Annotated in this window: 15 protein-coding genes; 8 read left to right on the top strand and 7 right to left on the bottom strand. The window is 37.2% G+C overall.

The window, feature by feature from the left end; translation table 11 throughout:
• Positions 1 to 748 precede the first annotated feature (748 nt).
• A complete protein-coding gene (locus ACFINZ_RS03060; protein WP_375633737.1) occupies positions 749 to 1,252 on the top strand; it encodes an invasion associated locus B family protein in 504 nt (167 codons plus the stop codon).
• Positions 1,253 to 1,293: 41 nt separating this feature from the next.
• Positions 1,294 to 2,520 carry a 23S rRNA (adenine(2503)-C(2))-methyltransferase RlmN gene (rlmN, locus tag ACFINZ_RS03055; protein ID WP_375633649.1) on the top strand — a complete coding sequence of 409 codons (1,227 nt, stop codon included), beginning with the start codon at positions 1,294 to 1,296 and terminating at the stop codon, positions 2,518 to 2,520.
• Between the two features lie 509 nt (positions 2,521 to 3,029).
• Here rlmN and ACFINZ_RS03050 read toward each other — a convergent pair.
• On the bottom strand, positions 3,030 to 3,671 hold the full coding sequence (locus ACFINZ_RS03050) for a LysE family translocator (RefSeq protein ID WP_375617465.1): 642 nt from the start codon (positions 3,669 to 3,671) through the stop codon (positions 3,030 to 3,032).
• Between the two features lie 169 nt (positions 3,672 to 3,840).
• On the opposite strand from ACFINZ_RS03050, the gene ACFINZ_RS03045 reads away from it, so the two are divergent.
• From ACFINZ_RS03045 to trxA, 6 genes are all read left to right on the top strand, one after another.
• The gene (locus ACFINZ_RS03045; protein ID WP_375671711.1) at positions 3,841 to 5,076 is read left to right on the top strand and encodes an argininosuccinate synthase; all 1,236 of its coding nucleotides are present in this window, start codon (positions 3,841 to 3,843) and stop codon (positions 5,074 to 5,076) included.
• A 378-nt stretch (positions 5,077 to 5,454) separates the two neighbouring features.
• Entirely contained in the window at positions 5,455 to 7,116 is a 1,662-nt protein-coding gene (locus tag ACFINZ_RS03040) for a lysine--tRNA ligase (RefSeq protein ID WP_375633652.1), read from the top strand.
• Complete coding sequence (locus ACFINZ_RS03035) at positions 7,116 to 8,690, top strand: peptide chain release factor 3 (protein ID WP_375633653.1); 1,575 nt, start codon at positions 7,116 to 7,118, stop codon at positions 8,688 to 8,690. The genes ACFINZ_RS03040 and ACFINZ_RS03035 overlap by 1 nt, the downstream gene beginning before the upstream one ends.
• A gap of 385 nt (positions 8,691 to 9,075) precedes the next feature.
• Entirely contained in the window at positions 9,076 to 12,195 is a 3,120-nt protein-coding gene (gene addB, locus ACFINZ_RS03030) for a double-strand break repair protein AddB (protein WP_375633976.1), read from the top strand.
• A gap of 2 nt (positions 12,196 to 12,197) precedes the next feature.
• Positions 12,198 to 15,674, top strand: coding sequence for a double-strand break repair helicase AddA (gene addA, locus ACFINZ_RS03025; protein WP_375633655.1), 3,477 nt, complete (start codon positions 12,198 to 12,200; stop codon positions 15,672 to 15,674).
• A 178-nt stretch (positions 15,675 to 15,852) separates the two neighbouring features.
• Positions 15,853 to 16,176: a thioredoxin gene (trxA, locus tag ACFINZ_RS03020; RefSeq protein ID WP_375633656.1), complete on the top strand. Its 324-nt coding sequence runs from the start codon at positions 15,853 to 15,855 to the stop codon at positions 16,174 to 16,176.
• 679 nt (positions 16,177 to 16,855) lie between these two features.
• Here trxA and tsaE read toward each other — a convergent pair.
• The 6 genes from tsaE to accD all read right to left on the bottom strand — a co-directional run bounded on the left by tsaE (position 16,856) and on the right by accD (position 25,272).
• Positions 16,856 to 17,326, bottom strand: a complete 471-nt coding sequence (gene tsaE, locus ACFINZ_RS03015) for a tRNA (adenosine(37)-N6)-threonylcarbamoyltransferase complex ATPase subunit type 1 TsaE (RefSeq protein WP_375633657.1) — start codon at positions 17,324 to 17,326, stop codon at positions 16,856 to 16,858.
• Positions 17,327 to 17,377: 51 nt separating this feature from the next.
• Positions 17,378 to 19,843, bottom strand: coding sequence for an ATP-binding protein (locus ACFINZ_RS03010; protein WP_375633658.1), 2,466 nt, complete (start codon positions 19,841 to 19,843; stop codon positions 17,378 to 17,380).
• 33 nt (positions 19,844 to 19,876) lie between these two features.
• Positions 19,877 to 21,274 (bottom strand): adenosylhomocysteinase, encoded by a 1,398-nt coding sequence (gene ahcY / locus ACFINZ_RS03005; protein ID WP_375633659.1) that lies wholly within the window; start codon positions 21,272 to 21,274, stop codon positions 19,877 to 19,879.
• A 712-nt stretch (positions 21,275 to 21,986) separates the two neighbouring features.
• On the bottom strand, positions 21,987 to 22,985 hold the full coding sequence (locus ACFINZ_RS03000) for a complex I NDUFA9 subunit family protein (RefSeq protein ID WP_375633660.1): 999 nt from the start codon (positions 22,983 to 22,985) through the stop codon (positions 21,987 to 21,989).
• 42 nt (positions 22,986 to 23,027) lie between these two features.
• On the bottom strand, positions 23,028 to 24,347 hold the full coding sequence (locus tag ACFINZ_RS02995) for a bifunctional folylpolyglutamate synthase/dihydrofolate synthase (protein WP_375701161.1): 1,320 nt from the start codon (positions 24,345 to 24,347) through the stop codon (positions 23,028 to 23,030).
• A gap of 4 nt (positions 24,348 to 24,351) precedes the next feature.
• Positions 24,352 to 25,272, bottom strand: coding sequence for an acetyl-CoA carboxylase, carboxyltransferase subunit beta (gene accD, locus ACFINZ_RS02990; protein ID WP_012754464.1), 921 nt, complete (start codon positions 25,270 to 25,272; stop codon positions 24,352 to 24,354).
• Between the last annotated feature and the right edge of the window lie 935 nt (positions 25,273 to 26,207).

Genomic DNA, 26,207 nt, shown 5'->3' with positions numbered 1-26,207 from the left:
AGAAAGAAAAATATCGTCTAATACATTAAAATAATACGATTAAGCTATTATAAGCTACTAAAATCATTTTAGAAATTAATAATTGGAGATGAAGTATATAGGGAAATAAGATCAAAAGAAACAAAATTGTATGTGATTATTGAGATAGAATCTAAATTCTTTATGTTTTATTATTAATATCTTGATAATATTTTATTATTTTTACAAGGTCTTTTGAAGATTGAGAAAAAGTGTTATCGGGACGATATTGAATACGAAATATGAATGCACTATAATGAGTAAAAGATGGAGTATTCTGCGAACATAAATGTATTGAATGCATAAAGTCGAGAAGTGATATTCGTAAGGCGATTAAGCTTTTTTGCGGGGAGTCCGGGGTGTATTTTCAAAATTTTGCATCAGATTGCTTGTGATATAAAGAGTATGGTTTATTTCTTAACAGAGTGATGGTATATTTTCATCTCGTTTTGAAGTTCTATAGCTTAAAGAAATCGTTTTTTATACAAAAACGAAATAAGTAGCGTAAAATGAAGATATTATTTTTTAATGTGGTTATTGAATAAGAAGTTTATGTTTTGGTAACGATTAAAAGGTCACAATGAAACGTAGAAATCTATTTTGATTAGTGTGAAAATATTTCGCTTATTGAAGGAATTAGGACAATAACACATGAATATCGAGGAGTTTTTGTTGAATTTTTCTAATGAAGAAAATCTTGTTAGAGACTAAAGAAGTGAGCTAAATGAAGATGTTTGAAAAGACTGTTATTGCTGCATCTGTAATGGTTCTTGTTACAGCGGGAGTGGCATATGCACAAACGCCAAGCCGTTTAAATCAATTTGAAGCGTGGGGAGCCTATTCTTATAAATCGCCCAAAAATACGATTTGCTATGTGTTATCGGTACCTTTGAAGGCTCTTCCAACGACAGTTAATCATGGTGATAACTTTTTCTTGGTTACCAAGCGTTCTCATTCACCTATTTCGTTTGAACCGCAGTTTATGGCTGGTTATACCCTTCAAGAAGGGTCGAGAGTGACAGTGACCATTGGAGGTAAGGACTTTGATTTTTTCACGAAAGATTCCTCAGCTTGGCTGGCGTCATCAGAGCTAGAAAAGCAGCTTGTTTCTGCTATGCGTGCTGGAAGCAATATGACAGTGCAAGCGATATCAAAACGAGGAACGCATACCACTTATACTTATTCCTTAAAAGGGGTCACTGCTGCATTAAATGCAGTTCAAAAGTGCCATTAAGGTTTCGATAACTCTAAAATAGTGATGTGAATTGGAAAGCAATGGCCATTTCCTATGACCTTAGACCAGTTGGTTCATGTTTTGTACGAAAAACAGATAATGTGGTCGTGAAGGAGAGTTCTAAGCTCTCTTTGATTGGTTTGTCGCAAGATGAAATGATGCAAGCTTTAAAGACTGTTGGTGTACCAGAGCATCAAACGCGTATGCGTGTGCGTCAGCTTTGGCATTGGCTTTATGTGCGTGGTGTTTCAAATTTTGATGATATGCTGAATATTTCTAAAGCAATGCAAGAAACACTTAAGTGTCATTTCTCCATTGCGCGCCCAGAAATTGTTGGAGAACAAATATCAAAAGATGGTACGCGTAAATGGCTCTTACGTTTTCCTGCACGTGGAGCTGGAAGGCCTGTTGAAATTGAAACGGTTTATATCCCTGAAGAAGGACGTGGTACTTTATGTCTTTCATCGCAAGTAGGGTGTACGTTAACCTGCTCTTTTTGCCATACGGGAACGCAGATGCTTGTTCGTAATCTGACCGCAGAAGAAATTTTGGCACAATTATTGGTTGCACGTGATTGTTTGGGTGATTTTCCTGATAAGAATACCCCTGATGGAGCAATTGTTCCCATTGAAGGACGAAAAATTACCAATATTGTTATGATGGGAATGGGAGAACCTCTTTATAATTTTGAAGCTGTTAAAAAAGCTTTATTGATTGCCTCTGATGGCGATGGACTTTCTTTATCAAAACGTCGAATTACGCTTTCAACTAGTGGAGTTGTTCCTGGAATTATCCGAACTGGAGAAGAAATTGGTGTTATGTTAGCAATTTCACTCCACGCAGTACACGATACACTAAGGGATATGCTTGTTCCCATTAATAAAAAATATCCGCTTGCTTTACTAATGGAGGCTTGCCGTAATTATCCTGGTCTTTCCAATGCAAAACGAATCACATTTGAATATGTTATGCTGAAAGATATCAATGATAGTTTAGATGATGCTAAGCGATTGATTCAGTTATTGAAAGGGATTCCTGCTAAGATTAATTTAATCCCTTTTAATCCGTGGACAGGGAGTAATTATCAGTGCTCTGATTGGGAGCAAATCGAGCGTTTTGCTGATGTCGTTAATCAAGCGGGCTATGCTTCTCCTATTCGGATACCGCGTGGACGCGATATTTTAGCTGCATGTGGACAGCTTAAATCGGCTTCAGAGCGCTTACGTAAATCTGAACGTTTACGACTTGAAAATGCCATTGGTGATTAGTTAACGTAATTTTCAGCTATATCGAGGCCTATGCTTTTTTGTTTGTAATTTAATATCCAAACCTCATGCGATGGCATATGTGAGACAGATACTAAGATGGATAAGTGCTAGACGAACAGTTTCAGCGTTTATATGCTAAATGGGGTAAGATATTGTCTATAGTCTTGTTTGCATAATCTCTGAAATAAGAAGGAAGCCTAATTTAGAGGGAATATGAAGTCTTAAGGATTGTAACTAATTTCTACCTTATTATCATACTCATTAATTAGGTTTTGTGTCTTTTAAAAGAATCTACGGTAATATCTTTTAAAAAGTGGAGATTGTGCAGTGGCTCATGCTTTTGTTTATTCTTTTCTTAGATAGTTTTTATCCATACGAAAACTCCAGCTTCTCTTGTGATGTACAAAGGAAAGGTATTGTTTTATTCAAAATAAACAGGTTTGAAATGAAAAAATCTTATAATATTTGTTTTTTTATTTAAATTAAAAGCGATACATTACATTTATAAATCAATGTTTTGTAACCACAAGGAGATGGAGGGCAAAGCTGGTAAAAGTACCAGCAATAAGCCAGTCGAGAAAGCGAATATAAAGAGGGTTCTTTTTGAGAGTTTTGGTAAGTTTATGCGCTGTAAAAACGATTGCAATTGTAATGGGGAAAGAAATAGGAATATAAGAGAGTCCTAAAAAGAGTAATTTTTGTGTTGCCATAGGATCATTCGCATTGATAAATTGTGGTAAGAATGTCGCGTTAAAGAGTATAACTTTAGGATTGAGAAGATTAATTCCAATACCAGCAAGATAGTTACGTTTAGCGCTTTGAGATTTAGAAGATGTCTGTTCAAAGGAAAAATTGGGGTTTCTCCGTAACGCTTGAAAGGAAAACCATAAAAGATAAAAGGCGCCAACAATTTTCAGAAGAACAAAAGTATGTGGTGCAGCAAAAATAAGCGCTGATAAGCCAAGTGCTACAGCCGTAACCTGAATGGCAAACCCTGTTGCACTACCCAAGGCGCACATAATTCCAGCTTTTTTGCTTTGTGTAATGGTTCGTCCTACAGAAAGCATCATATCTGGTCCTGGAATAAGTGCTAAAATCAACGATGCTAAAGCAAATTGTACAACAATAGACCACTCCGGTAGAAATGACACGTAAATCTCCTTTTATTTTAAGCAGTGTTCACTATTTATACTTTGAGGCACCTTTATTTACGCTTTTTGCGTCTTTTTAATGTTGCTTAAAAAGAATTTATTTTTATATTTTTTGCATCGTTTCGATTTTTGGGTAGAAATAAAAAAGTAGCTCATATAGAACGTTAAAATGAAAAGGTGGCAAAATATTAGAAAAGTTGTTTTGGCTTATTCAGGTGGATTGGATACGTCAATTATTCTTAAATGGTTGCAAAGTGCGCTAGGTGTTGAAGTTGTAACTTTTACAGCAGATTTGGGGCAGGGGGAAGAGCTAGAACTTGCTCGTTGTAAAGCTGAAATGCTAGGTGTTAAAGAGATCTACATTGAAGATTTGCGCGAAGAATTTGTGCGTGATTTTGTGTTTCCGATGTTTCGAGCCAATACCGTTTATGAGGGGACTTATCTTTTAGGAACATCAATTGCACGTCCACTTATTTCAAAACGCCTTATTGAAATTGCTGAGGAAACAGGGGCAGATGCCATTGCTCATGGAGCAACAGGAAAAGGCAATGATCAGGTACGCTTTGAGCTTTCCGCTTATGCGCTTAATCCTGATATAAAGATTATTGCTCCATGGCGTGATTGGGATTTTAAGAGTCGGACAGATCTCTTTGAATTTGCTCGTATTCATCAAATTCCTGTAGAAAAGGATAAGCAAGGTGAAGCGCCTTTTTCAGTGGATGCAAATTTATTGCATTCTTCATCAGAAGGAAAGATTTTAGAAGATCCAGCACTTCCTGCTCCTGAATATGTCCATATGCGTACTCTTTCGCCGGAAGATGCTCCAGATCAAGCAACCAGAATTACTCTTGGCTTTAAAAAAGGCGATGCTGTTTCAATCAATGGAAAAAATTTATCTCCTGCAACTTTACTTGCAGAATTAAATCGTTACGGGCGCGATAATGGTATTGGTCGGTTAGATTTGGTAGAAAATCGCTTTGTGGGTATGAAATCGCGGGGTATTTATGAAACACCAGGTGGAACCATTCTTTTGACGGCTCACAGAGCTATAGAATCTTTAACGTTAGATAGTGGCGCAGCTCATTTAAAAGATGAGTTGATGCCACGTTATGCAGAACTCATTTATTATGGATTTTGGTTTTCGCCGGAACGTAAGATGTTGCAGGCAGCTATTGATTTATCTCAAGAACATGTTGAAGGTGAAGTCACGTTAAAGCTTTATAAGGGGAATGTAATTATTGAAGGGCGCCAAAGTAAGAAATCACTTTATTCCAGTGAGTTAGTAACTTTCGAGGATGATCAAGGTGTTTATGATCAAAGAGATGCAACTGGTTTTATTAAATTAAATGCTCTACGTTTGCGTACATTAGCAATGCATCATCAAGGTGATAAAGAAAAGAAATAGAAAGTTACGGTGACAAGTGTAAAGTAGGTGCAGTGCTTTTGTATGAAATGCCTAGTTTAAGCATTTTTTCTGTTGGTTTTTACCGTTCTTTCGTTCAATACTAGAAGCTTATCTTTTGCGCTAATAAATATAATAAGCAAAACCCATGATAATAATAGCAATGAAGGCTTCGATAATCAAAACAAGTCAATTTTGCTTTATAATATTGAATGTTTTTGATTTTTATCAGAACAGAATATGTTTATAACGAGGGCGGTTTTTGTATTGTGGCTTAAGAGTATAAAGAAATTTTCATCTTTTTGCTTGCTATTATTGACGAATAAATTCAAGAACCATACACCCTATTTTGAAAGAGTGTAATTTTTAGGATAAATAATAATGATGCGTGATCAGTGTGATACCCTCAACCTTACGCCTGAATTAAAAGATGCAGCTTCTCAATCGAGAACTTGGCCGTTTGAAGAAGCACGTAAGATTATCAAACGGTATGAAAAAACGGGTTATCCAGACAGTGTGATATTTGAAACAGGTTATGGCCCTTCTGGTTTACCGCATATTGGAACTTTTGGGGAAGTTGCACGTACAACCATGGTGCGTCATGCATTTCATATTCTCACGGAGAATAAAGTAAAAACAAAATTACTTTGTTTTTCTGATGATATGGATGGTTTGCGCAAGGTTCCTGAGAATGTGCCTGATCGCGAGAGGATGGAACATTATCTTGGTCAACCGTTGAGCCGTGTACCCGACCCTTTTGGAGATGATTATCCTTCTTTTGGAGCGGCAAATAATGCGCGGTTACGGGCTTTCCTTGATCGTTTTGGTTTTGATTATGAATTTGCAAGTGCTACGGATTATTACAATTCCGGTCGTTTTGATGAAACACTTTTAAAAATCCTTGCTTGTTATGACAAGGTTATGGCAATTATTTTACCAACATTAGGTGAAGAACGGCAAGCGACCTATTCACTCTTTCTACCGATTTCTCCCTTTTCTGGAAAAGTATTACAGGTACCGATGATTGCGCGTAATGTTGAAAAAGGGACTGTCACTTATATTGAACCTGAAACAGGAGAAACCATAGAAACAGAGGTTACTGGGGGCAAAGTTAAGTGTCAGTGGAAGGTAGATTGGGCAATGCGTTGGACAGCACTTAGCATTGATTATGAAATGGCCGGAAAAGACCTTATCGATTCCACAAATCTTTCTTCTAAAATTTGTAAAGTATTAGGTGGAAAGCCCCCAGAAGGATTCAACTATGAGCTCTTTTTAGATGAGAAAGGGCAGAAAATTTCCAAATCCAAGGGAAATGGCTTAACCATTGATGAATGGCTTACTTATGCCCCAACAGAGAGTTTAGGACTTTATATGTTTTCAAAACCTAAAACAGCAAAAAGGCTTTATTTTGATGTTATTCCTAAAGCTGTGGATGAATATTATGCTCATCTTTCTGCTTATGGTCGTCAAAGTTGGCAAGAACGGCTTAGTAATCCTGTATGGCATATTCATAATGGTTGTCCACCGCAGGTTGATTTGCCTGTATCCTTTGCGATGCTTTTAAATTTGGTAAGTGCTTCAAATGCGGAGAATGCAGAAGTTCTTTGGGGTTTTATTTCTCGTTACGCTAAAGGAGCAAATGCACAAACTTATCCAGAACTTGATCAATTGGTGAAGTTTGCCATTAAATATTTTGATGTTTTTGTTAAACCAAACAAGAAATTTCGTATACCAGATGATAGCGAACGAGCAACATTAGCACAAATTGATGAAAAATTAGCTCATTTACCTGAAACTGTTGATGGCAACATATTACAAAATATGCTTCTTGATGTTGCACGGTTAACGGAACGCTATCAAGATCATAGCAAAAAAAGCCCTGAAGGTGGGCCTGGTGTTTCCAATGTTTTTTTTCAAATGTTGTATGAAGTTCTTCTTGGACAAGAGCGAGGTCCACGATGGGGATCATTTATAGCGCTTTATGGGATTAATGAAATGCGTGCACTGATTGCTGAAACACTTGCACGACCTATGGAGGAATAATGGAACGAAGAGTGCAGGAAGTAAAGCGACGCCGTACATTTGCAATTATTGCTCACCCAGATGCGGGGAAAACAACATTAACAGAAAAGCTTTTATTGTTTGGTGGTGCTATTCAACTTGCAGGAGAAGTAAAAGCCAAAAAAGATCGTATTCAAACCCGTTCTGATTGGATGAATATTGAGCGTGATCGTGGTATTTCCGTTGTGACTTCGGTGATGACGTTTGAATATGAAAATCATATTTTTAATCTCCTAGATACCCCAGGCCATGAAGATTTTGCAGACGATACTTATCGCACGCTTACAGCTGTTGATAGTGCTATCATGGTATTGGATGGGGCCCGCGGGATTGAGCCTAGAACACTAAAACTGTTTGAAGTATGTCGGATGCGGGATATTCCTATTGTTACTTTTATCAATAAAATGGATCGTGAGGCACGTGATCCTATAGAGCTTTTAGATGAAATTGAAGAAAAGCTTGCTCTTGATACCGCCCCTATAACATGGCCCATTGGGACGGGTAAAGATTTTGTTGGTACCTATGACCTTCATCATAATCGGTTTCGTCAAAAAGATGATGAGATAACACAGCAAATAGTTTCAAATCCCAGAGAGATTTTCCATTTACTCCCTGAATATCAACGTTCCACTTTTATTGAAGGGGTAGAACTTGCTCAAAGTGTTTGCAAGAATTTTGATCTTCAAGCTTTCCGTGAAGGTCATATGACTCCGGTTTATTTTGGTTCAGCTTTACGAAATTTTGGTGTTCGTGATTTGATCAATGCACTTATTGATTTTGGTCAAAGTCCTCGTGATCAAAGTGCAGATCAGCGCAATATCATAGCAACTGAACCTAAAATGACGGGATTTGTTTTTAAAATTCAAGCGAATATGGATCCTAATCATCGTGATCGTATTGCATTTTTTCGGGTATGTTCGGGAACACTTGAACGTGGTATGAAAACAAAGTTGGTCCGAACAGGAAAACCGATGACACTTTCGGCTCCACAATTTTTCTTTGCGCGTTCGCGCCAAATTGCTGATCAAGCCTATGCTGGTGATATCGTAGGAATCCCTAATCATGGAACATTGCGTATCGGCGATACTTTGACTGAAGGAGAAGATATCCTCTTTAAGGGAGTACCAAATTTTGCACCAGAGATTTTGCGTCGTGTTTGTTTAGGCGATCCAATGAAAGCAAAAAAGCTCAAAGAAGCTTTGCAACAAATGGCTGAAGAAGGGGTTGTACAATTGTTTATTCCTGATGATGGGTCGCCTTCTCTCATTGGTGTTATTGGTGCTTTGCAAATTGATGTCTTAAAAGAACGATTAAAAATAGAATATTCTTTGCCAGTGAATTTTGAGTCTGCGCGCTTTAATTTATGCCGTTGGATTTCAGCGCAGAGCAAAGATGAGTTGCAAAAGTTTCTCAGCAATCACCGCTCTGCTATTGCGTATGATTTAGAAGGTGATCCAGTTTTTTTAGCGGAGAACCATTTTTCATTAAATTATGAAGCAGAAAGAGCTCCTAAGATAAAATTTTCTACTTTTAAAGATTATCAAGTAAGCTTGTAATGTAAAGAAGAATTTTTTATGTAACAATTTGGTTGGTAATGATTTTTCATATTGAGTTGGGGATCTGAATATTGTTATTTTTTCTGAAAACAAAAGGAGTATGTAAAGAACACTTTCAAATTGCACTGTATAAAGAATACGGTAAATTTATTTATAATATTCAATAAGTTATAATATATTTGTAATTGTAACGTCTTTTAAAATTTTGATATATTTTTTCACAATAGCTTAAGACAAGCTCATATATTTAAGTATTTTGAATGTCAGTTAAAAATCTCCTGTATAAATAGAGCTTTTCAGTTTTTTCTTGTATGAAAATTGTATACAGTCAAAATAAAGCAAATAATCAATAAGATGAAATTTGTTATTCCCAATATGAGATCATATGACTTATAAACCACGTGTCTTTTCTATATCTTCTGGAACGGATTTTTTGCCTCACTTTGTTGATGCACTGCTCTCTGGTAGCCTTATTGATAATTTTGCTCCCAATGGAGATATTCAAACTGCTCTTGCTGATAGCCTTATTTATGTTCCGACACGTCGTGCTGCGCGCGCTTTGCGTTTAGCTTTTGTTGAAAGAAGTAATACACAATCAACCTTTTTGCCAACTATTCGTGCTCTAGGAGATGTCGATGAAGACAGTTTCCTTTTTGTTGAAAATCATACCAGCACTCTGAATCCACCCATTGGAAAAAGTGAACGCTTACTGCTTTTAGCGCGCCTTATTCGTCCATGGCGTGAAAATTTACCTGCGCATCTGCGTGCCATGTTTGGTACAGAAGATGTGCTTATTCCGGCTCATAGTGCTGATGCAATTTGGTTTGCTCAGGATTTAGCGCATTTGATGGATGAAATTGAAACAGAAGGAGCAGATTGGTCGAAACTTAAAGATATTGCACCTGATATGGTCGCTGAATGGTGGCAAATAACGCTTGACTTTCTGACTATTGTTACACAAAATTGGCCCAAAATCTTGAAAGAAAGACAACGAAGCAATCCCGTTGAATGGCGTAATCAAGCACTCACAATGCATGCAGAGGCTTTACGACGTATGCTGCCTGATAAACCGATCATTGCAGCTGGTGTGTCGGGTTCTATGCCCGCAGTTTCTCATCTTTTAAAGGTTATAGCTTCTCTGCCCAAAGGGGCTGTTGTTCTTCCTGGTCTTGATCTCTATATGGATGAAGAACAATGGAATGCATTAAGCACAAGCAATAAAGAAAAAACAGCTTGCGATTTTTTTGATCCAGCAGAAAATGTTTTTAGCCATCCTCAATATCATTTAAAAAAACTTCTTTCTCTCATGGAGTGTCAACGTCATCATGTTTGCGAAATTGGCCAACAAAGTAGCACAAAGAAAAGACGAATGGCTCTTTTATCAGAGGCACTTCGACCAGCTTCTACGACAGATAAATGGATACAAATTGTCCGTAACGATTATGAGGCTCTTTGTGCAGACTGGTCATTTATTGAAGCTATCAATGAACGTGAAGAAGCTCTCGCTATTGCTGTTGCTTTACGCAAAGCTATTGAAGAACCCCAAAAAACCGCAGCTCTTATTACAAATGACCGTAATTTAGCACGCCGTGTTGCCGTGGAATTACAACGATTTGGAATTGAAGCAAATGATTCAGGAGGAATACCACTTGCCCAAACATTGCCTGTAACTCTCTTACGACTTATCTTAGAAAATGTATTGCAACCTGATGATCCCATTGCTTTTCTTTCTCTTCTTAAACATCCCCTTACAACACTCCAACAAAATCGTCATCGTTTACGGGAAATGGCAGAAAATTTTGAACTTTTTGTTCTTCGAGGGAATACAGGGCGCATCAATCTTTGCGAGTGTGATCAATTTCTTGAAAAATGGATTGAAACATACTTTCATAATAGTTCTGAAATCGACACCCTTGATCAGCAGAAATGTGAAGAAGCACGTTTCCTTTGTCATCTTTTGAGGACAGCTGTTGAACCTTTAACATCTCTTATGAAACAAGAGAAAGAATGCACCATCAACGAAGCTGCGATAGCAACTGTTGAAGTTTTTGAAAATTTTGGTCGCAATGAGGATAATTCTCTTGCACATCTTTATCAACACGAAGCAGGACAAGCCCTATCAAAGTTTTTACGTGAATTGGTCAGTGATCAATCAGGATTAACATTTCATCTTTGTGAATGGCCTGCTATGTTTTCTGCTATAATAGCAACTCGTTCCGTCGCACCTTCGCCTGGAGGACATCCACGTTTATTCATCTGGGGTACTTTGGAATCGCGTTTGCAAACGGTTGATACAGTGGTCATCGGCGGTCTTAATGAAGGGTCATGGCCGATATCAACCCGAAATGATGCTTTTTTATCGCGACCGATGAAAATGATGTTAACTCTGGAACCACCAGAGCAGCGTATTGGTCTTTCTGCGCATGATTTTCAATGGGCAATGGGAATGGATAAAGTGGTGATGAGTCGCGCATTGCGCGTTAATCATACGCCTTCCATTCCTTCACGCTGGCTACAACGCATGGAAACAGTTGTAGGAAAACAGGTTTGGGAACAAATCCGTGAACGAGGTGAAATACTACGCCATTGGGCAAAGATACTTGATCATACAAGCATAACTTCTGAGGTGGAACGTCCTTGCCCTTCTCCACCTCTTGATATACGCCCGCGCCATTTTTCAGTCACTGAAATAGAAACATTGCGATATGATCCCTATGCTATTTATGCCAAAAAAATCTTAAGGCTCAAACCACTTAAAGAACTTATTCATGATCCTAGCGCTTCAGAACGTGGAACACTTTATCACGCTATTCTTGCGGCTTTTTGTACACAAATGAAAAATCCAAATGATGCAAATGCACTCAACGTACTGCTTTCTATTGGACGTAAAGAATTTGATAAATTCAACTTTCCACCCGATATTGAAGTAATTTGGTGGAATAGTTTTGAAAATCTTGCTCCACGCTTTATTCAATGGGAACAAAGTTTAGGACTGCGAGAGCGATATTCGGAAGTAGTATCACAAAAAATCCCTATAGGAACAACAGGGGTAACCCTTTCAGGACGTGCTGATCGTCTTGATGTTTTGCCAGATAAAACGGTTGAAATTCTAGATTTCAAAACCGGAACGCCTCCTTTATCAAAACAAGTTCGTGAATTATTATTTCCGCAATTGGCTTTAGAAACAGCTTTACTCATACAAGGGGGCTTCCCAGATTTTCAAGATTTTACACCTTCAAATTTATTTTACATTCCCCTTAACAAAAAAGGTGAAATTAAATCCCAATCAATTCTTTTAAAGAAAAAAGACGGAAAAACTTATCTAAGTGCTGTTGATCTTGCTGAAAATGCATGGGAAAATCTTATCGCACTCATAATTTATTATCGAAATCCACAACAAGGCTATCTCTCACATGCTGTCCCCATGTCAAAACGATATGAAGGTGACTACGACCATTTGGCTCGGTTGTGGGAATGGTCAAGTGGTTTTCATAAAGAAGAGTAATCATGACGTTTTTTTCTATTCCTGAAGCCGCTCTTGATGCACAAGCAACAGCAACACATCCCCAAAAAAACGTGTGGGTTTCTGCAAATGCTGGATCTGGAAAAACCCACGTTTTAAGTGAACGTGTTATCCGTTTGCTTTTAAACGGTACGCCTCCAGCACGTATTTTATGCCTTACTTATACAAGAGCTGCTGCTGCTGTTATGCAATCACGAATTTTTCGCACGCTTTCCAGTTGGAATGAGCTCGATGATGCACAGCTGCAAGAAACCTTAACACGGTTTGAAAAAAAAACTGTTAATGCGCAAAAACTAACTTATGCAAGGCAACTCTTTGCGCGTGCCCTCGAAACGCCTGGTGGCTTAAAAATCCAAACGATTCATGCTTTTTGTGAATCTCTCTTGCATCAATTTATGTTAGAAGCCAATATTGCAGGGCATTTTGAACTTCCCGATGATATCAGTCGAAAAAAATTACGACAAGAATCTCGTCGTCAACTTTTAGCTCGTCGTGATGTACAACCTGCTTTGCAACAGTTACTTCAAGTTATTAGCGAACATACTTTTAACCAATTGCTCTATGAGGCAGTTGAAAAGCAACATAAATTGTCTGATTTTTTATCTTCTCTTTTATCTGAAAATGGAGAAGAAAAATTGCGCGCGCTTTTTAACTTAGCGCCCAATGAAACAAATCAATATCTTCTGGAACAAATTAAACAAACAGCGCGCCTTCCTCTTTATGCTCTTAAGCATTGTGAAATCAATGGTAATCAAAGCTTTAAGGATATGGTGGCAAAACTTTCCCAATTAGAAAAGGTGCATGATGAGACAAATATTCTCAATCTTATTTCTGATGTTTATTTTACAACAAAAGGTGAGCCGCGTAATTTTTCACATTTATCTCATAAAAAATCAGACGAAATTTGGCCTTTTATTCAACAAATGCTTGAAGATAAACAAAACAAGCTTTCTGTTCTTTTAGAAAAATATCAATGCGCAAAGGTTGCCACCCTCAATATGGCTGCTTTTCAGCTCTGTACTATTTATCTCAAAATTTATAAGAATCTAAAAAAGTCCAATGGCTTCTTAGACTTTGATGACCTTATTGAGCGTACACTTCATTTGTTACAGCGCAAAGGTGCAAGCCAATGGGTGCACTATAAACTTGATCAGGGACTTGATCATATTCTACTTGATGAAGCACAAGACACCAACCCTGAGCAATGGCAAATTATTCAACTGTTGGCACAGGAATTTTTTTCAGGGTATAGCCAACGAACAAACATACGGACTCTTTTTGCTGTTGGAGATGAAAAGCAATCTATTTATTCTTTTCAAGGCGCTGCTCCAGAAAATTTTGCTGCAAATGGACGAATTATTCAAAAAAAAGTGCAACAAACAAATCAACAATTTGAAAAAATACAACTGCATTATTCTTTTCGCTCTACAGCAGATGTTCTTAAAAGTGTTGATCTTGTTTTTGAAACACCAGAAAACTATAAAGGGCTTTCGGCAGAAAATACAAAAACGGTGCATGAAGCTATCCGTATTCACAGTCCCGGTGAAGTTGTTATATGGGATGCCATTTCCAAAGAAACGAGTGACTTTCCTCAAGATTGGCATACAACTGTTAATCATTTAGATACACCTGAAGTTCGTTTAGCAGAAAAAATTGCTGAAACGATTGCCGACTGGTTACAAAAAGGCGAAATGCTTCCAGCAAAAGGACGCTTAATACGTGCAAGTGATATTATGATCTTGGTCCGTAAACGTGATCAATTTGTCTCAGCTCTTTCCCGTGCTCTTAAACACCGTAATATTCCCGTAGCAGGGGCTGATCGTTTACAGCTTACCAAACATATTAGTATCCGTGATTTAATGGCGCTTGCGCGTTTTGTTTTGCAGCCACAAGATGATCTTTCTCTTGCTTGTGTTTTAAAAAGCCCACTTTTTGCTCTTAGTGAAGAGGAACTCTATCAGCTTGCCGTACACCGCACCGGCTCTCTTTGGCAAAGTCTGTGCGCGCATATATCATCGCAGGTATCTTTTAAAGATGCTTTTGAAAAGCTAAACCATTATCGCGCTTTAGTGGATAAAATACCAGTTTTTGAATTCTATAGCTATATTCTGAACAATGATAAGGGACGACAAAAAATTCTGTCTCGTTTAGGATCTGAAGCAAATGATGTGCTCGATGCTTTTATGGATTATACGCTCACTATTCAAAAAACAGGATTACCAGGATTACAAGCTTTTTTAGAAACATTAAGTGCAAGCGAACCAGAAATTAAACGTGAATTTGAACAAAGTAATGAAGAAATTCGTATCATGACTGTTCATGCTGCAAAAGGACTAGAGGCTGCTGTTGTGTTTTTAGTCGATCCTGGTAGTGCGATTTGGCATCCTCAGCATGCGCCTCACTTGCTTAAAGTTCCTTTAAACAATGCACAATGGAACGGAAAACAAGCCTTTATTTGGCATCCCAATGAAAAGTTTGATACAAAACTCTCTAAACAAGCAATTTCATATTTAAAAGAGCGTGCAGAAGAAGAATATAGGCGTCTTCTTTATGTAGGAATGACACGCGCTGAAGATCGCTTGTTTATTTGTGGGTATAAAGGTCCGAAAACGCCCTCTCATACATGGTTACAACTCGTAAAAAAAGCCCTTGAACCGCATGCCCTTGCTATAAAAGATTCTTCGGAAGATATTGCAGCTTGGCGTTATTGCATTACACCTGCTTCTTCTGCTTCTATAAACTCAAAAGTTCCTTCCGCTGAATGCCAAACCTTACCACCTTTGCCTGCTTTTTTCTCTCATAAAGTACCAGCAGAACCAGTGTTACCAAAACCGTTAAAACCGTCAGTGGCGAGCCTTTCCATTGAAGCTGATACAGAGCTGTCCTCAAGTCCAAAACAGCTTACCACTTCACCTGTTTTAGGAGCCATGAACACAAACAGAGCTTTTTCCATTGAATATGGTAATCTCGTTCACCGATTGTTACAATATTTGCCCGATTGTCCCCCACAAAAACGTCGAGATTATGCTCGAAACTATCTCAATATCAAAGCCTCTCATTGGCATGAGAGTCAAAGAGAAGATGCTCTTTGCCATATTTGGAAAATATTAGATCATGTTTATCTCAAACCCCTTTTCTCTGAGCATTCACGTGCTGAGGTCTCCTTAATGGGTATTGTGAAAATTCGTGGAAAAGAACAAGCAATCTCTGGTCAAATTGACCGTCTCTACATCAAGCAAAACAGCATTATCTTTGCCGATTTTAAAACCGGAACTCCACCAGAAAATGAAGCTGCTATTGCTTCCCATCACTGGTTGCAAATGGCCCTTTACCAAAAATTGTTGCAAGCTATTCATCCCGATAAAGATATCCAGGCTCTGCTTATCTACAGTAAAGAAGCCAAAATTTTTAAACTTCCTCCAGAAAAACTTGAGGCATTTCTTCGTGAAGTTGCCTTATAAGTTACTCTTTTCCTTGCAAAGCATTTTTACATTTTATTTACTTTCATAAAATCGCTCAAACAAACACAACGCACAATCCCTGGTGTAAAAAAGTCCTTTAATAATTTATCTTTGCAATAACTTGATATGAATTGTTATTATACCAATCTATAAAAAGTGAATATAAAAGGATAAATAAATGACGTGTATAAAAGTTGATAAGGACAATTTCGAAAGTGAAGTTCTAACCTCTTCCATCCCTGTTGTGGTTGATTTTTGGGCAGAATGGTGTGGCCCTTGCAAAGTGATTGCTCCAATTTTGGATGAAATTTCAATAGAAATGCAAAATCAAGTTAAAATTGCTAAGGTAAATATTGATGAAAATCCGGAACTGGCTACCCAATACGGAGTACGTTCTATCCCTACATTATTAATGTTTAAAAATGGAAATATTTCATCGAATATGGTTGGCGCTACCTCTAAAGGACGTCTTTCTGAATGGATAAAAGATGGGCTTAGTTAATTCCACATATAATCACTATAAAGGAGAGAAATTTTGTCTCTCCTTTTGACTTTTTTAAAATATTCTTTTTTGCATTATATTATAATGAAAAGACAATAAAAATCAAAATTTTAAATGAATTTAAGAATTCATGCTTTTATGCATGTTTCAATTGACTATTTTTTATAAAAAATTGCTTTGTATGAAGAATATAGGCAATTCTTTCCTTATAGGCGCGTTAAAAATATTAGGTGAATGATAATTTCATAAAGGTATTTCTTCTTAGATAAGACTATTGAAATAGATAGTGTTTTCAACACATAAAAGGAGATTTTAAGCAAAAACTTTGCAAATTACTTTTCTGAAGCTCACAATTTTTAAGCAGAAAGAAACAAGCAATTCACTACAGGTTATATAATGCTCTTCTAAAGGGTTACCACTTCAATTTAAAATTCTCTTATACTATTCTCTAGAATCAAAATTGTAGGTATCAGATTCTCTAAAATAAATTGATGAATTCCTATAAATTAACGGCTGTCCTTTGCAATTTATGTCATTGTTATATGAAAGAGTCAGCATTTCGTTTCATCTTCCATGGTTGGTACCTCCATGAATCCTTCTTTATGTTGTCCATCATCTCAGATTTCATAGGTAGTATTGAGGTATTATCAAATTAAAAAATGATGATGTTCATGTTTTTTTAAAATGTACGAATTGCGAAAGACTGTTGCAAACATTCAATGGAATGTTGCGCTGATCTAACTGTTACATGACGCCCATGTTCTTTATAGTGTAAGGTGACTGCAAAAGTGGCAAGCTCTAAAAGAGCTGTATTTCTTTCTGGCCATTCAACAAGTAAAATATTTTTCTCACGAGCTTCATGAAGCCCTAATTCATCAATTTCTTCTGCCATAGAAAGGCGATAAAGATCAGCATGAATAATTTCAAACTTTGGAAGTTGATAGCTTTGCACAAGAGTAAAAGTAGGGCTTGGAACATCCATAGTGTTATTGTTCGCAAGTGTTTGAATGATTGTACGTGCAATGGTTGACTTTCCAGTTCCAAGATCCCCTTGCAGCGTCACAAGATCTCCTGGCTTTAAAGAAAGAGCTAAATTTTGTGCAAAAAGCTTTGTTGCCTCTTCATTTTCAAGAAAAAAACTAAAATTCATTAAAAGTTCCATGAAATGGATGAAAAATTTTTGTTATCATAAAGGTTAAAATTAAAAAATCTTATCTCCTTTGGAGAGTGGGAAAAAACATTTAACTGTTGTTCCTTTTCCAGAACCGGTAAGAATTTCAACATGTCCACCGTGTAGTTCAACGAAACTTTTTACAAGGGAAAGGCCAAGACCCGCTCCCGCACGCCCACCATGGTGTGAATGGGAAGAAAAACGTTTAAAAATACGATCAAGGATGTCTTCTGGGATGTCAGAGCCCTGATTGTGAACGCTAAAGACAATGTTATCATCTTGTTCATCGACGCAAAATTCAATAGTACTCGCCTCCGTTGCAAAATTAATAGCATTACTCAGTACATTCACAAAAATTTGATGCAAGCGCTTTTCATCAGCAGAAATAGAATTTAAGGAAGGAGAAATTTGTTGTAAAAGCGTAATATGACGTCCATTAAGGCGATCTTCTACACGTGCTACTGCTTGTATCATAGCATCGGCAATGTTAACCGATTTTATGTCCAACTCCATAATGCCTGCATCAAGGGTAGCAAGATCAAGAATATCGTTAACAATATTTAAAAGAGTTCCTGATTCTGAATGAATGTGTTCAAGATATTCTTGTTGACGTTCATTGATAGAGCCGAAAATTTGATCACGTAAAATATCGGAAAATCCAATAATATTGGTGAGAGGTGTGCGTAATTCATAAGAAACATGTTGGACAAATTCATTACGCAAACGATCAGCACTTTCTAATGCTTCATTTTTTTCTTGAAGAGCACGCGCAACATGGACAGTGTCCGTAACATTCACAAAAGTAAGCATCGTTTGTCCATTAGGAAGAGGGACCAGAGTATAGTCAATAATCATATCATTTTTAAGATCTATACGACCTGAAAATGTTTCACGTTTTTCAGCAAAACCGGTAATGAATTTGGTAAATTGATCCCATTCTTGTCCTAAGGTTAAGGCTGAACAATGGCTTTGTAACTGTGTAATATGGGTCCCTTCTACCAGTAAATTATAAGGAAGAGACCACAATTTCGACAAGGCAGGATTCGATAAACGAAGGCGTCCATCAGTACCAAAAACAACCACGCCTTCGGAAAGTTTATCAAGTGTTTCACCTTGTATTTTAATAAGTGTATTATAACGGCGTTCAAGATCAATTTTTTCTGTAAGGTTTTCGTAAAGCCAAGTGACACCTCCTTGTGGATGAGGGTTCGAGATAACACGCACCGTACGCCCATCTGGAAGATTCCAAATTTGTTGGTTCGATTCTGTTTGTCGATAGGCTTTAAAAAGTTCTTCTTTCCATGCGCGCCAATCGGGGTGTGCAGCAATGAGCCCTTTTTCACGTAGACGTTCAAGAAATAATGTATGGCTTGGTTCACTTTCTAAAAAGGAAGTCTCCAACGGCCATAAAATTTTAAAAGCATGATTACAGAATTTTAATTTTTGGTTTGTATCAAAAATAGCTACAGCTGTTGAAATTTGGTCAAGTGTTTCACAATGGCTTTGAAGGACATAACTTAATTCATGAGCAATATTTTCATATGCGCTGTCATCACGCGCAAAAGCTGCCATCCCTTCGGCTGTTGTAATACGTGTGAGATGAAAACGATGTCGTTCTCCATCAATAACTGTGTGAACATGTTCTTGAAAAATTGTTTCTGTTTCATTTGTTTTGCGTTGTGTATTTTCATTGAAAAGATCCCCCACTTCATCACTGCCTTCACGAAAATCTGTCATTTCTCTAAAGGCGCGATTGATAAAACAAACTTTTCCTTCACAATCTTTTATCCATACGGGCTCTTGAATAAGATCAAGAAGATTACGCTGCATTCTCAGTTCAGTAAGAAGGCGGGCGATATCTTTCTGTAAACGAGCATTTTCACTCTGTTGTTTTGAGATATCTTGAAAACGAGCAATAGCGACTGTTCCTGCGATGACTCCTGTAACTTGCAGCAATACATTGTTTGTGGTGGTGATAGAAAGATCAAAAGGGTGACATTTACAACGTAGTTGAGTCAATGCATAATCAAGTTCTCGAAGAGAATTTTCTTCAACCCAGAGCTCAAAACGCTGAAAATCTTTCTGGTCGATTCCTATTTTTTGCAATGCAGAAAGGGCACCAACGACACGGGGTAAGGTTGTTGGATTTTCCCAAATAAGAAGGAATTGCTCGGTTTCTTCCAGAAGCCATTCATAATATTTAAGTTTTTCAGAAAAATTTGCCTGAATTATCTTCAAAGTCTTCTGTGCAGTTTTTTTTGCACGCATAATAACAGCTAGGCACGTGAGAAGTGAAGCACAAGAAATTCCTCCACACAGCGCTAAAAGCAGCCATGGACCATTCGGCAAAGTGAAGAAAAATGGTAAATAACCTTCCAATGACTGAGCAACAGCGCATGTTGGAGAAAAAAAGAAAAAAAGGCAAAATATATACGCATAGATTCGAATCATTTTTTGAGCTTTTTCTTTGGGGTTATAGTCACCAAAGCTGCGCACGATATCTTTCCCTTTTTTAACCCAAGGAAATGTTTAGTAACGGTAATGGTTTGGTTTATAAGGTCCTTGTGGTGTGACTCCAATATAGGCGGCTTGTTCTTCTGATAAAACACTTAATTTTATTCCTAACCGATCAAGATGTAGACGTGCAACTTTTTCATCAAGATGTTTAGGCAAAACAGTGACTTCATTTGTATAGTGTTCTGCACGGGTAAAAAGTTCAATTTGCGCTAAAACTTGATTAGTAAACGAGGCTGACATGACAAAAGAGGGATGCCCAGTCGCATTCCCGAGGTTTAACAAACGCCCTTCAGAGAGCAAAATGATGCGTTTTCCATCGGGAAAGGTGATCATATCAACTTGTGGTTTAATATTTGTCCATGGCAAATTTCTAAGGGCTGCGACTTGGATTTCGTTATCAAAATGACCAATATTTCCAAGAATACACATATCCTTTACTTGTCGCATATGGTCTAAACGAACAACATCTTTATTGCCTGTTGTCGTGATGATAATATCAGCACTGGAAGCAGCATCATCCAAATTAACAACTTCATAGCCATCCATAGCTGCTTGAAGAGCGCAAATAGGATCAATTTCTGTTACTTTAACACGAGCCCCAGCACCAGAAAGAGATGCTGCTGAACCTTTTCCTACGTCACCATAACCACAGACAATGGCAGTTTTACCAGCGATCATCACGTCTGTTCCACGTCGAATACCATCGACCAATGATTCTTTACATCCATATTTATTATCAAACTTTGATTTAGTGACGCTATCATTGACATTAATAGCAGGAAAAGGCAAAAGCCCTTCTTTTTGTAACTGATAAAGACGGTTTACACCTGTTGTGGTTTCTTCGCTTACACCTTTAATTGCTGCGCGCTGTCGTGTAAAAAATCCTGGCGTTGCATCCATACGCTTTTGTATTTGTTTGAAAAAAATTTCTTCTTCTTCTGTTTTTGGATGCGATAGGATATCTTTATTTTGTTCTGCACGACTTCCCATTAAAATATAGTTTGTGGCATCAGCGCCATCATCTAAAATAAGATTGGAAGGATTACCATCTGGCCATTGGAAAATTGCATCTATATAAGTCCAATATTCTTCCAATGTTTCACCCTTAACGGCGAATACAGGAATACCAGTTGCGGCGATAGCTGCTGCTGCATGGTCTTGCGTAGAAAAAATATTGCTAGAGCTCCACCGTATATCGGCGCCAATCGCTTTTAATGTTTCAATTAAAACAGCTGTTTGAATTGTCATGTGCAATGAGCCAGAAATACGCGCTCCGCGCAAAGGTTGATTAGAGGAAAACTCCTTACGACAAGCCATCAAACCAGGCATCTCAGTTTCAGCAATATCAAGTTCTTTACGACCATAAGCGGCAAGTGCAATATCTTTGACAACAAAATCTTGAGCTGCCATTCTTTATTCCTTTAAAATAAGTTTTTCCAAGACGGTAGGAGAAATTAAAAAAAAATGCAAGACAAGAAGAGGACTTCTTTATGTGAAAAAGCTCTTTTAAAATCTCCATAAATTTGTGCAACAAATATGCATTTATGAATCTGAATAATGATGTTACTGATAGAATAAGAGATCTTCATGATAAGTCTTATTATATAAACAAAACTCTATCCTTTTCACGTAACTTTAAAGCTTTTAAAAATCTCCAAAGAGAATACCTTTTAAATAATAAAAATTGTGCATTGCTTCACAGTTTTTATATCGATTTTTTATGGGATAATATCGAAAGTATTATACTCGTATTCTACTCACTTATGCGGTTGTTGAAAAAGGAAGAATTACTTTAATCTCATTATTAAGCTTTCTACCAAAATAATATAATGCAAAGTCATAGGTTATCATATTTATGAATAGGCAATTCAGAATCGGTTCTTTAGGATTCCAATGTTGCATCTGCTCTTGGATAAAGACAGTTTATAAGAAGTGCTTTTCTCCTGTTTTCAACGATTTTTATCAAAATACTATAGGTATACGATTAAACATTTTTTGTGATACTGAATAGAGCATTTAAAACGCAAAAACATTACTCTATTGAGCATTCTGATTTCAGAATCGCTAACAACGAGCTATAAATTATAAATCAAATAATAACTCAGTTTTGGAAAAATTTATTCTAGACGTGTAAGTTTTGGGAAAATTGACCATGTGGACGAAATCGCCAAAGATAACTTGGCAAGAATGCAGCCATTGCTCTGGGGGTAATTCCCGCACCTTCTAGAGTATATCCATTCTCTATAGCCTCTTTAGAAACAATGTTATCCATTTGCAAAAAACGTATCTGATTGGCTGTTACAAGTGTTGGTACAAAAGGCAATTTACCGATAGTTCCCAAAATTCCTCCAATCAATAGACCAGCAGAAAGAGGTATGGATAGGATTGTTTTTTTACGGTGAATAATTTTGAGTATATTTTCAAGAGTATTTTGAAAGGTGATAATCTGGGGACCACCAAGATCATAATTTTTTCCCCAAGCAACCTGTCCATCTAAAGCGCGCGCGATAAACTCAGCAACGTCACCAACATACACGGGTTGCAATTTGCTTTGCCCACCCCCAAAAAGAGGCATAATTGGTAAAAAACGTGACAAATCTGCTAAGGTGTTAAAGAAACAATCCTCTGGTCCAAAGATAACGGATGGACGGATAATAATTGCTTGAGGATGCTTGTTATGAACGATTTGTTCACCCATAAACTTAACACGTGCATAAAGACATGAAGCATTCTCGTTAGCCACAAGTGCTGACATATAGATGAGCGGAATAGCAGCTTGTGCTGTTAATTCAGCAACATTGTAAGCACCATCAATTTGTGTGTTTTTAAAATTCGATTGATTTGCTTGTTTTAAGCTACCAGGTAAAAACACTGCCGCATCAGCTCCAAGCAACGCGCGTGCAACAGAGGCACGATGCTTGATATCCGTTTTAAGCATTTGGGTTTGTCCTACTTCTCCTATTTGGAGCATGTAATAAGCTTTTTGTGGATAACGAACAGCGATACGAACGCGATATCCCCGCTTAGTCAAAGTTTCAACGACATGTCGTCCTACAAAACCAGATCCGCCAAAAACAGTAATAAGTTTAGGATGTTGATAAAGTGCACAATCAAGTTGCATGATTAAAAAGTCTATCTTTCAAAGCTTTAAAATAATCAATTTCTAGCATGGAGGTGTTTTATTGTCACGTAAAATATCGCCCGCAAGATAAAGGGAACCACTAATAAGGACAATTGCCTCTTTATATTCGGCTCTAATCTTATGCAAAGCATCTTGTAGATGTGCTTGTGGAGTAGCAAAGATTCCTGCTTTTTGCGCTGATTCAGCTAATTTTATTGGAGAGATACTGGCATTATTGTTAATTAGCGGTATCGTATATATTTTATCGACAAGGTTCGCTAAGGAACGAAAATAACCGACAGCATCTTTGGTATTGAGCATGCCAGCAATCATAATAATAGGACGATCTGTTTTTTTTCTCCATTGTGTAAGTTCTGCTGCAATAACTTTTCCAGCAGCAGGATTGTGACCACCGTCTAACCATAAATCAATATTAGGAGACAGTTGATCAACCAAATGTCCTTGGATAAGATGTTGCATCCGTGCGGGCCAATAGATATTTTTCAAAGCGTCATTTATGGTTTGTTCTGAAAGTTGAAAACCTGCTTGACAAACTGCTTCAAGAGATGCGCCAGCATTGGCAACTTGGTGGTCTCCAATAAGGTTAGGAAGTGAAAGATCCATGAGACCTTGATTGTTTTGAAAAACCATACGTCCATGTTCTTTATAACTTTGATAATCTTGATCAAATAGAGAATAAGGTGCTTTATTTTTATCGGCAAGGGGTATTAAAGTAGCAAGAGTTTCTTCATAATTTTGCTTCCCGATGACTACTGGAACATTTGGTTTGATAATTCCCCCCTTTTGAAAAGCGATTTGAGCAATTGTGTTTCCAAGAAAGTTCTCATGATCATAATCGATGGGCATAATAAGCGATACAGCTGGTTTGTTAATGACATTGGTAGCATCAAAACGTCCTCCCAACCCAACTTCTAAAATGACAACATCAGCTGGATGTGTACTAAACAGCATAAAGGCAGCGGCTGTAAAAATTTCAAAAATAGTAATCGGCTCTTGACGATTTACTTTTATAATTTCACGGATTGTCTCAGCCAATTGGTTTTCTGTAACAAGTTGACCACCTCCTTTTTGACCTATCCGGCAGCGTTCATTCCAGTTGACGAGATGAGGTGAGCTATAGACATGAACGCAGTATCCTGCACTTTCTAAAAGAGCACGGCAAATTGCTGAGGCAGATCCTTTGCCATTTGTTCCAGCGATGTGAATAATAGGGGCAAGTTTTAAATGTGGATTACCAAGACGCTCTAAAAGGTGAATAATACGCTCTAAAGAAAGATCAAATTTTTTCGGATAATTTTTTAGTAAATCATCTACCACCTTTTGTATTTGGCTTTGTTGCATAAATTTAAGCTGCTTTTGTTGTAGAAAGCGATGTTTGAGAGTCTGTAGGGGATGGATCGGAAGGGTTAAAAACAGCAGGGCGTTTCATCATCAAACGTAAAAGACGCGCAATCGTTGTTTTCATTTCTAAACGTGAGACAACCATATCAATCATACCATGTTCGAGCAGATATTCACTACTTTGAAAACCTTCTGGTAGGGTTTCGCGTATAGTTTGTTGAATCACGCGTGGACCAGCAAAACCAATCATAGCGCCAGGTTCGGCAATGTGAATATCACCAAGCATGGCGTAAGAAGCAGTAACACCACCGGTGGTTGGATTAGTCAGCACAACAATATAGGGAAGTTTTGCTTCTTTCAACATTTCAATCGCTACAGTTGTACGAGGCATTTGCATCAACGAGAGCGTTCCTTCTTGCATGCGTGCGCCACCAGAAGCAGAAAAAAGAACCAGCGGACGCCTTTCGGCAATGGCAGTATCAAAAGCTTTGATAATAGCTTCTCCTGAAGCCATACCGAGTGATCCACCCATAAAGGCGAAATCTTGAACGGTTGCAATGATTGGTAAGCCTTCAATCGTACCACGTGCACTTAAGATATTATCATCAACACCAAGTTTAGAACGATAATCTTTTAACCGGTCAATATAGCGTTTTTCGTCACGAAATTTTAAAGGATCTGTTACAACTTTTGGATTTTCAAGAGCTGTATAAACACCATCATCAAAGAAATGCATGAGACGATTTTTAGCGCTGATACGCATATGATGGCCAGAATTGGGAGCTACAAATTGATTAGCTTCCAGATCTTTATGGAAGATCATTTCACCACTGGTAGGATCTTTAATCCATAGATTTTCTGGAATTTCACGGCGCCCCAATATAGAGTTAATTTTAGGACGAACATAATTTGTAATCCAGTTCATCTTTATAACCTTCCTTTAAATATTACACATCTTTCGCATGATTTGAAAGAATATGAACCTAAGCAGTCACATTTGCTTTACCGATGGAACAAAGGAGTCTATTTAATACTTTTATCAGTGTACGTATAGCTTGTTTTTTAACTTTTTAATTTTCCAATATCATAACAATCATATCTATGAAGAGTATTCCCTATAACAAATTTCTCATAAGTTTAAGAACTTACATGTTTTTATTTTTTTACTTTGGTATTAAAATTCACTCCTTGCGATGGTTAACAAATCCCTTATTTTTTAATAAAAATGAATATCCAATTAATCACTCGTATCAACGGTTCTGAAGAAAAGAAACCTTATAATATAAGGCGTTAATAAGGCTAAAATAATCCATTTAAAATACTGTATAAGACGACATCATATTAGCGAAACGCTAACATCAGAGCAAGATTTTTTTCAAAAGGTTTTTTTAAAGCGCGTGCTTTTCACAATTAAAATAGAATACGCTCAAAATACCATTATATTACTCATTTACGTGTTTATTTTACACAGATATCTTTCAATAATTTCCAAAACTCTCTTATGAAGAGTATACACTCTCCATGAATGGTATAAAAGACATTATGCTATCCGTTTTTACTGAAATAGAAAGTACAAAGCGACACCATCATATTCTTTTTCAGTTTTCAATACGACGATAATGTTTGCATTAAGAGGATTCATATAAAGATATTTCACGCCTTTTTGAAAGTACTTTTATCCGCACACCACCTCCGTTTATGACATATTAACAAACGATTTCAATTGACCTAATATGAATAGGATTAAAATGAAAAACCCTCATAATATTTAGGTTTTTCACTCATGTTGTGAAACGATAAGTTATCATTATAAATCAATATATTGCTTTAATAAAAGATAAAGCATAAAATTTTATATTA

The sequence above is a fragment of the Bartonella sp. AA81SXKL genome (assembly GCF_042196945.1).
GTDB lineage: Bacteria > Pseudomonadota > Alphaproteobacteria > Rhizobiales > Rhizobiaceae > Bartonella.
The sequence above is the reverse complement of the archived record's forward strand: the minus strand, read 5'-3'. Positions and strand labels throughout refer to the sequence as shown.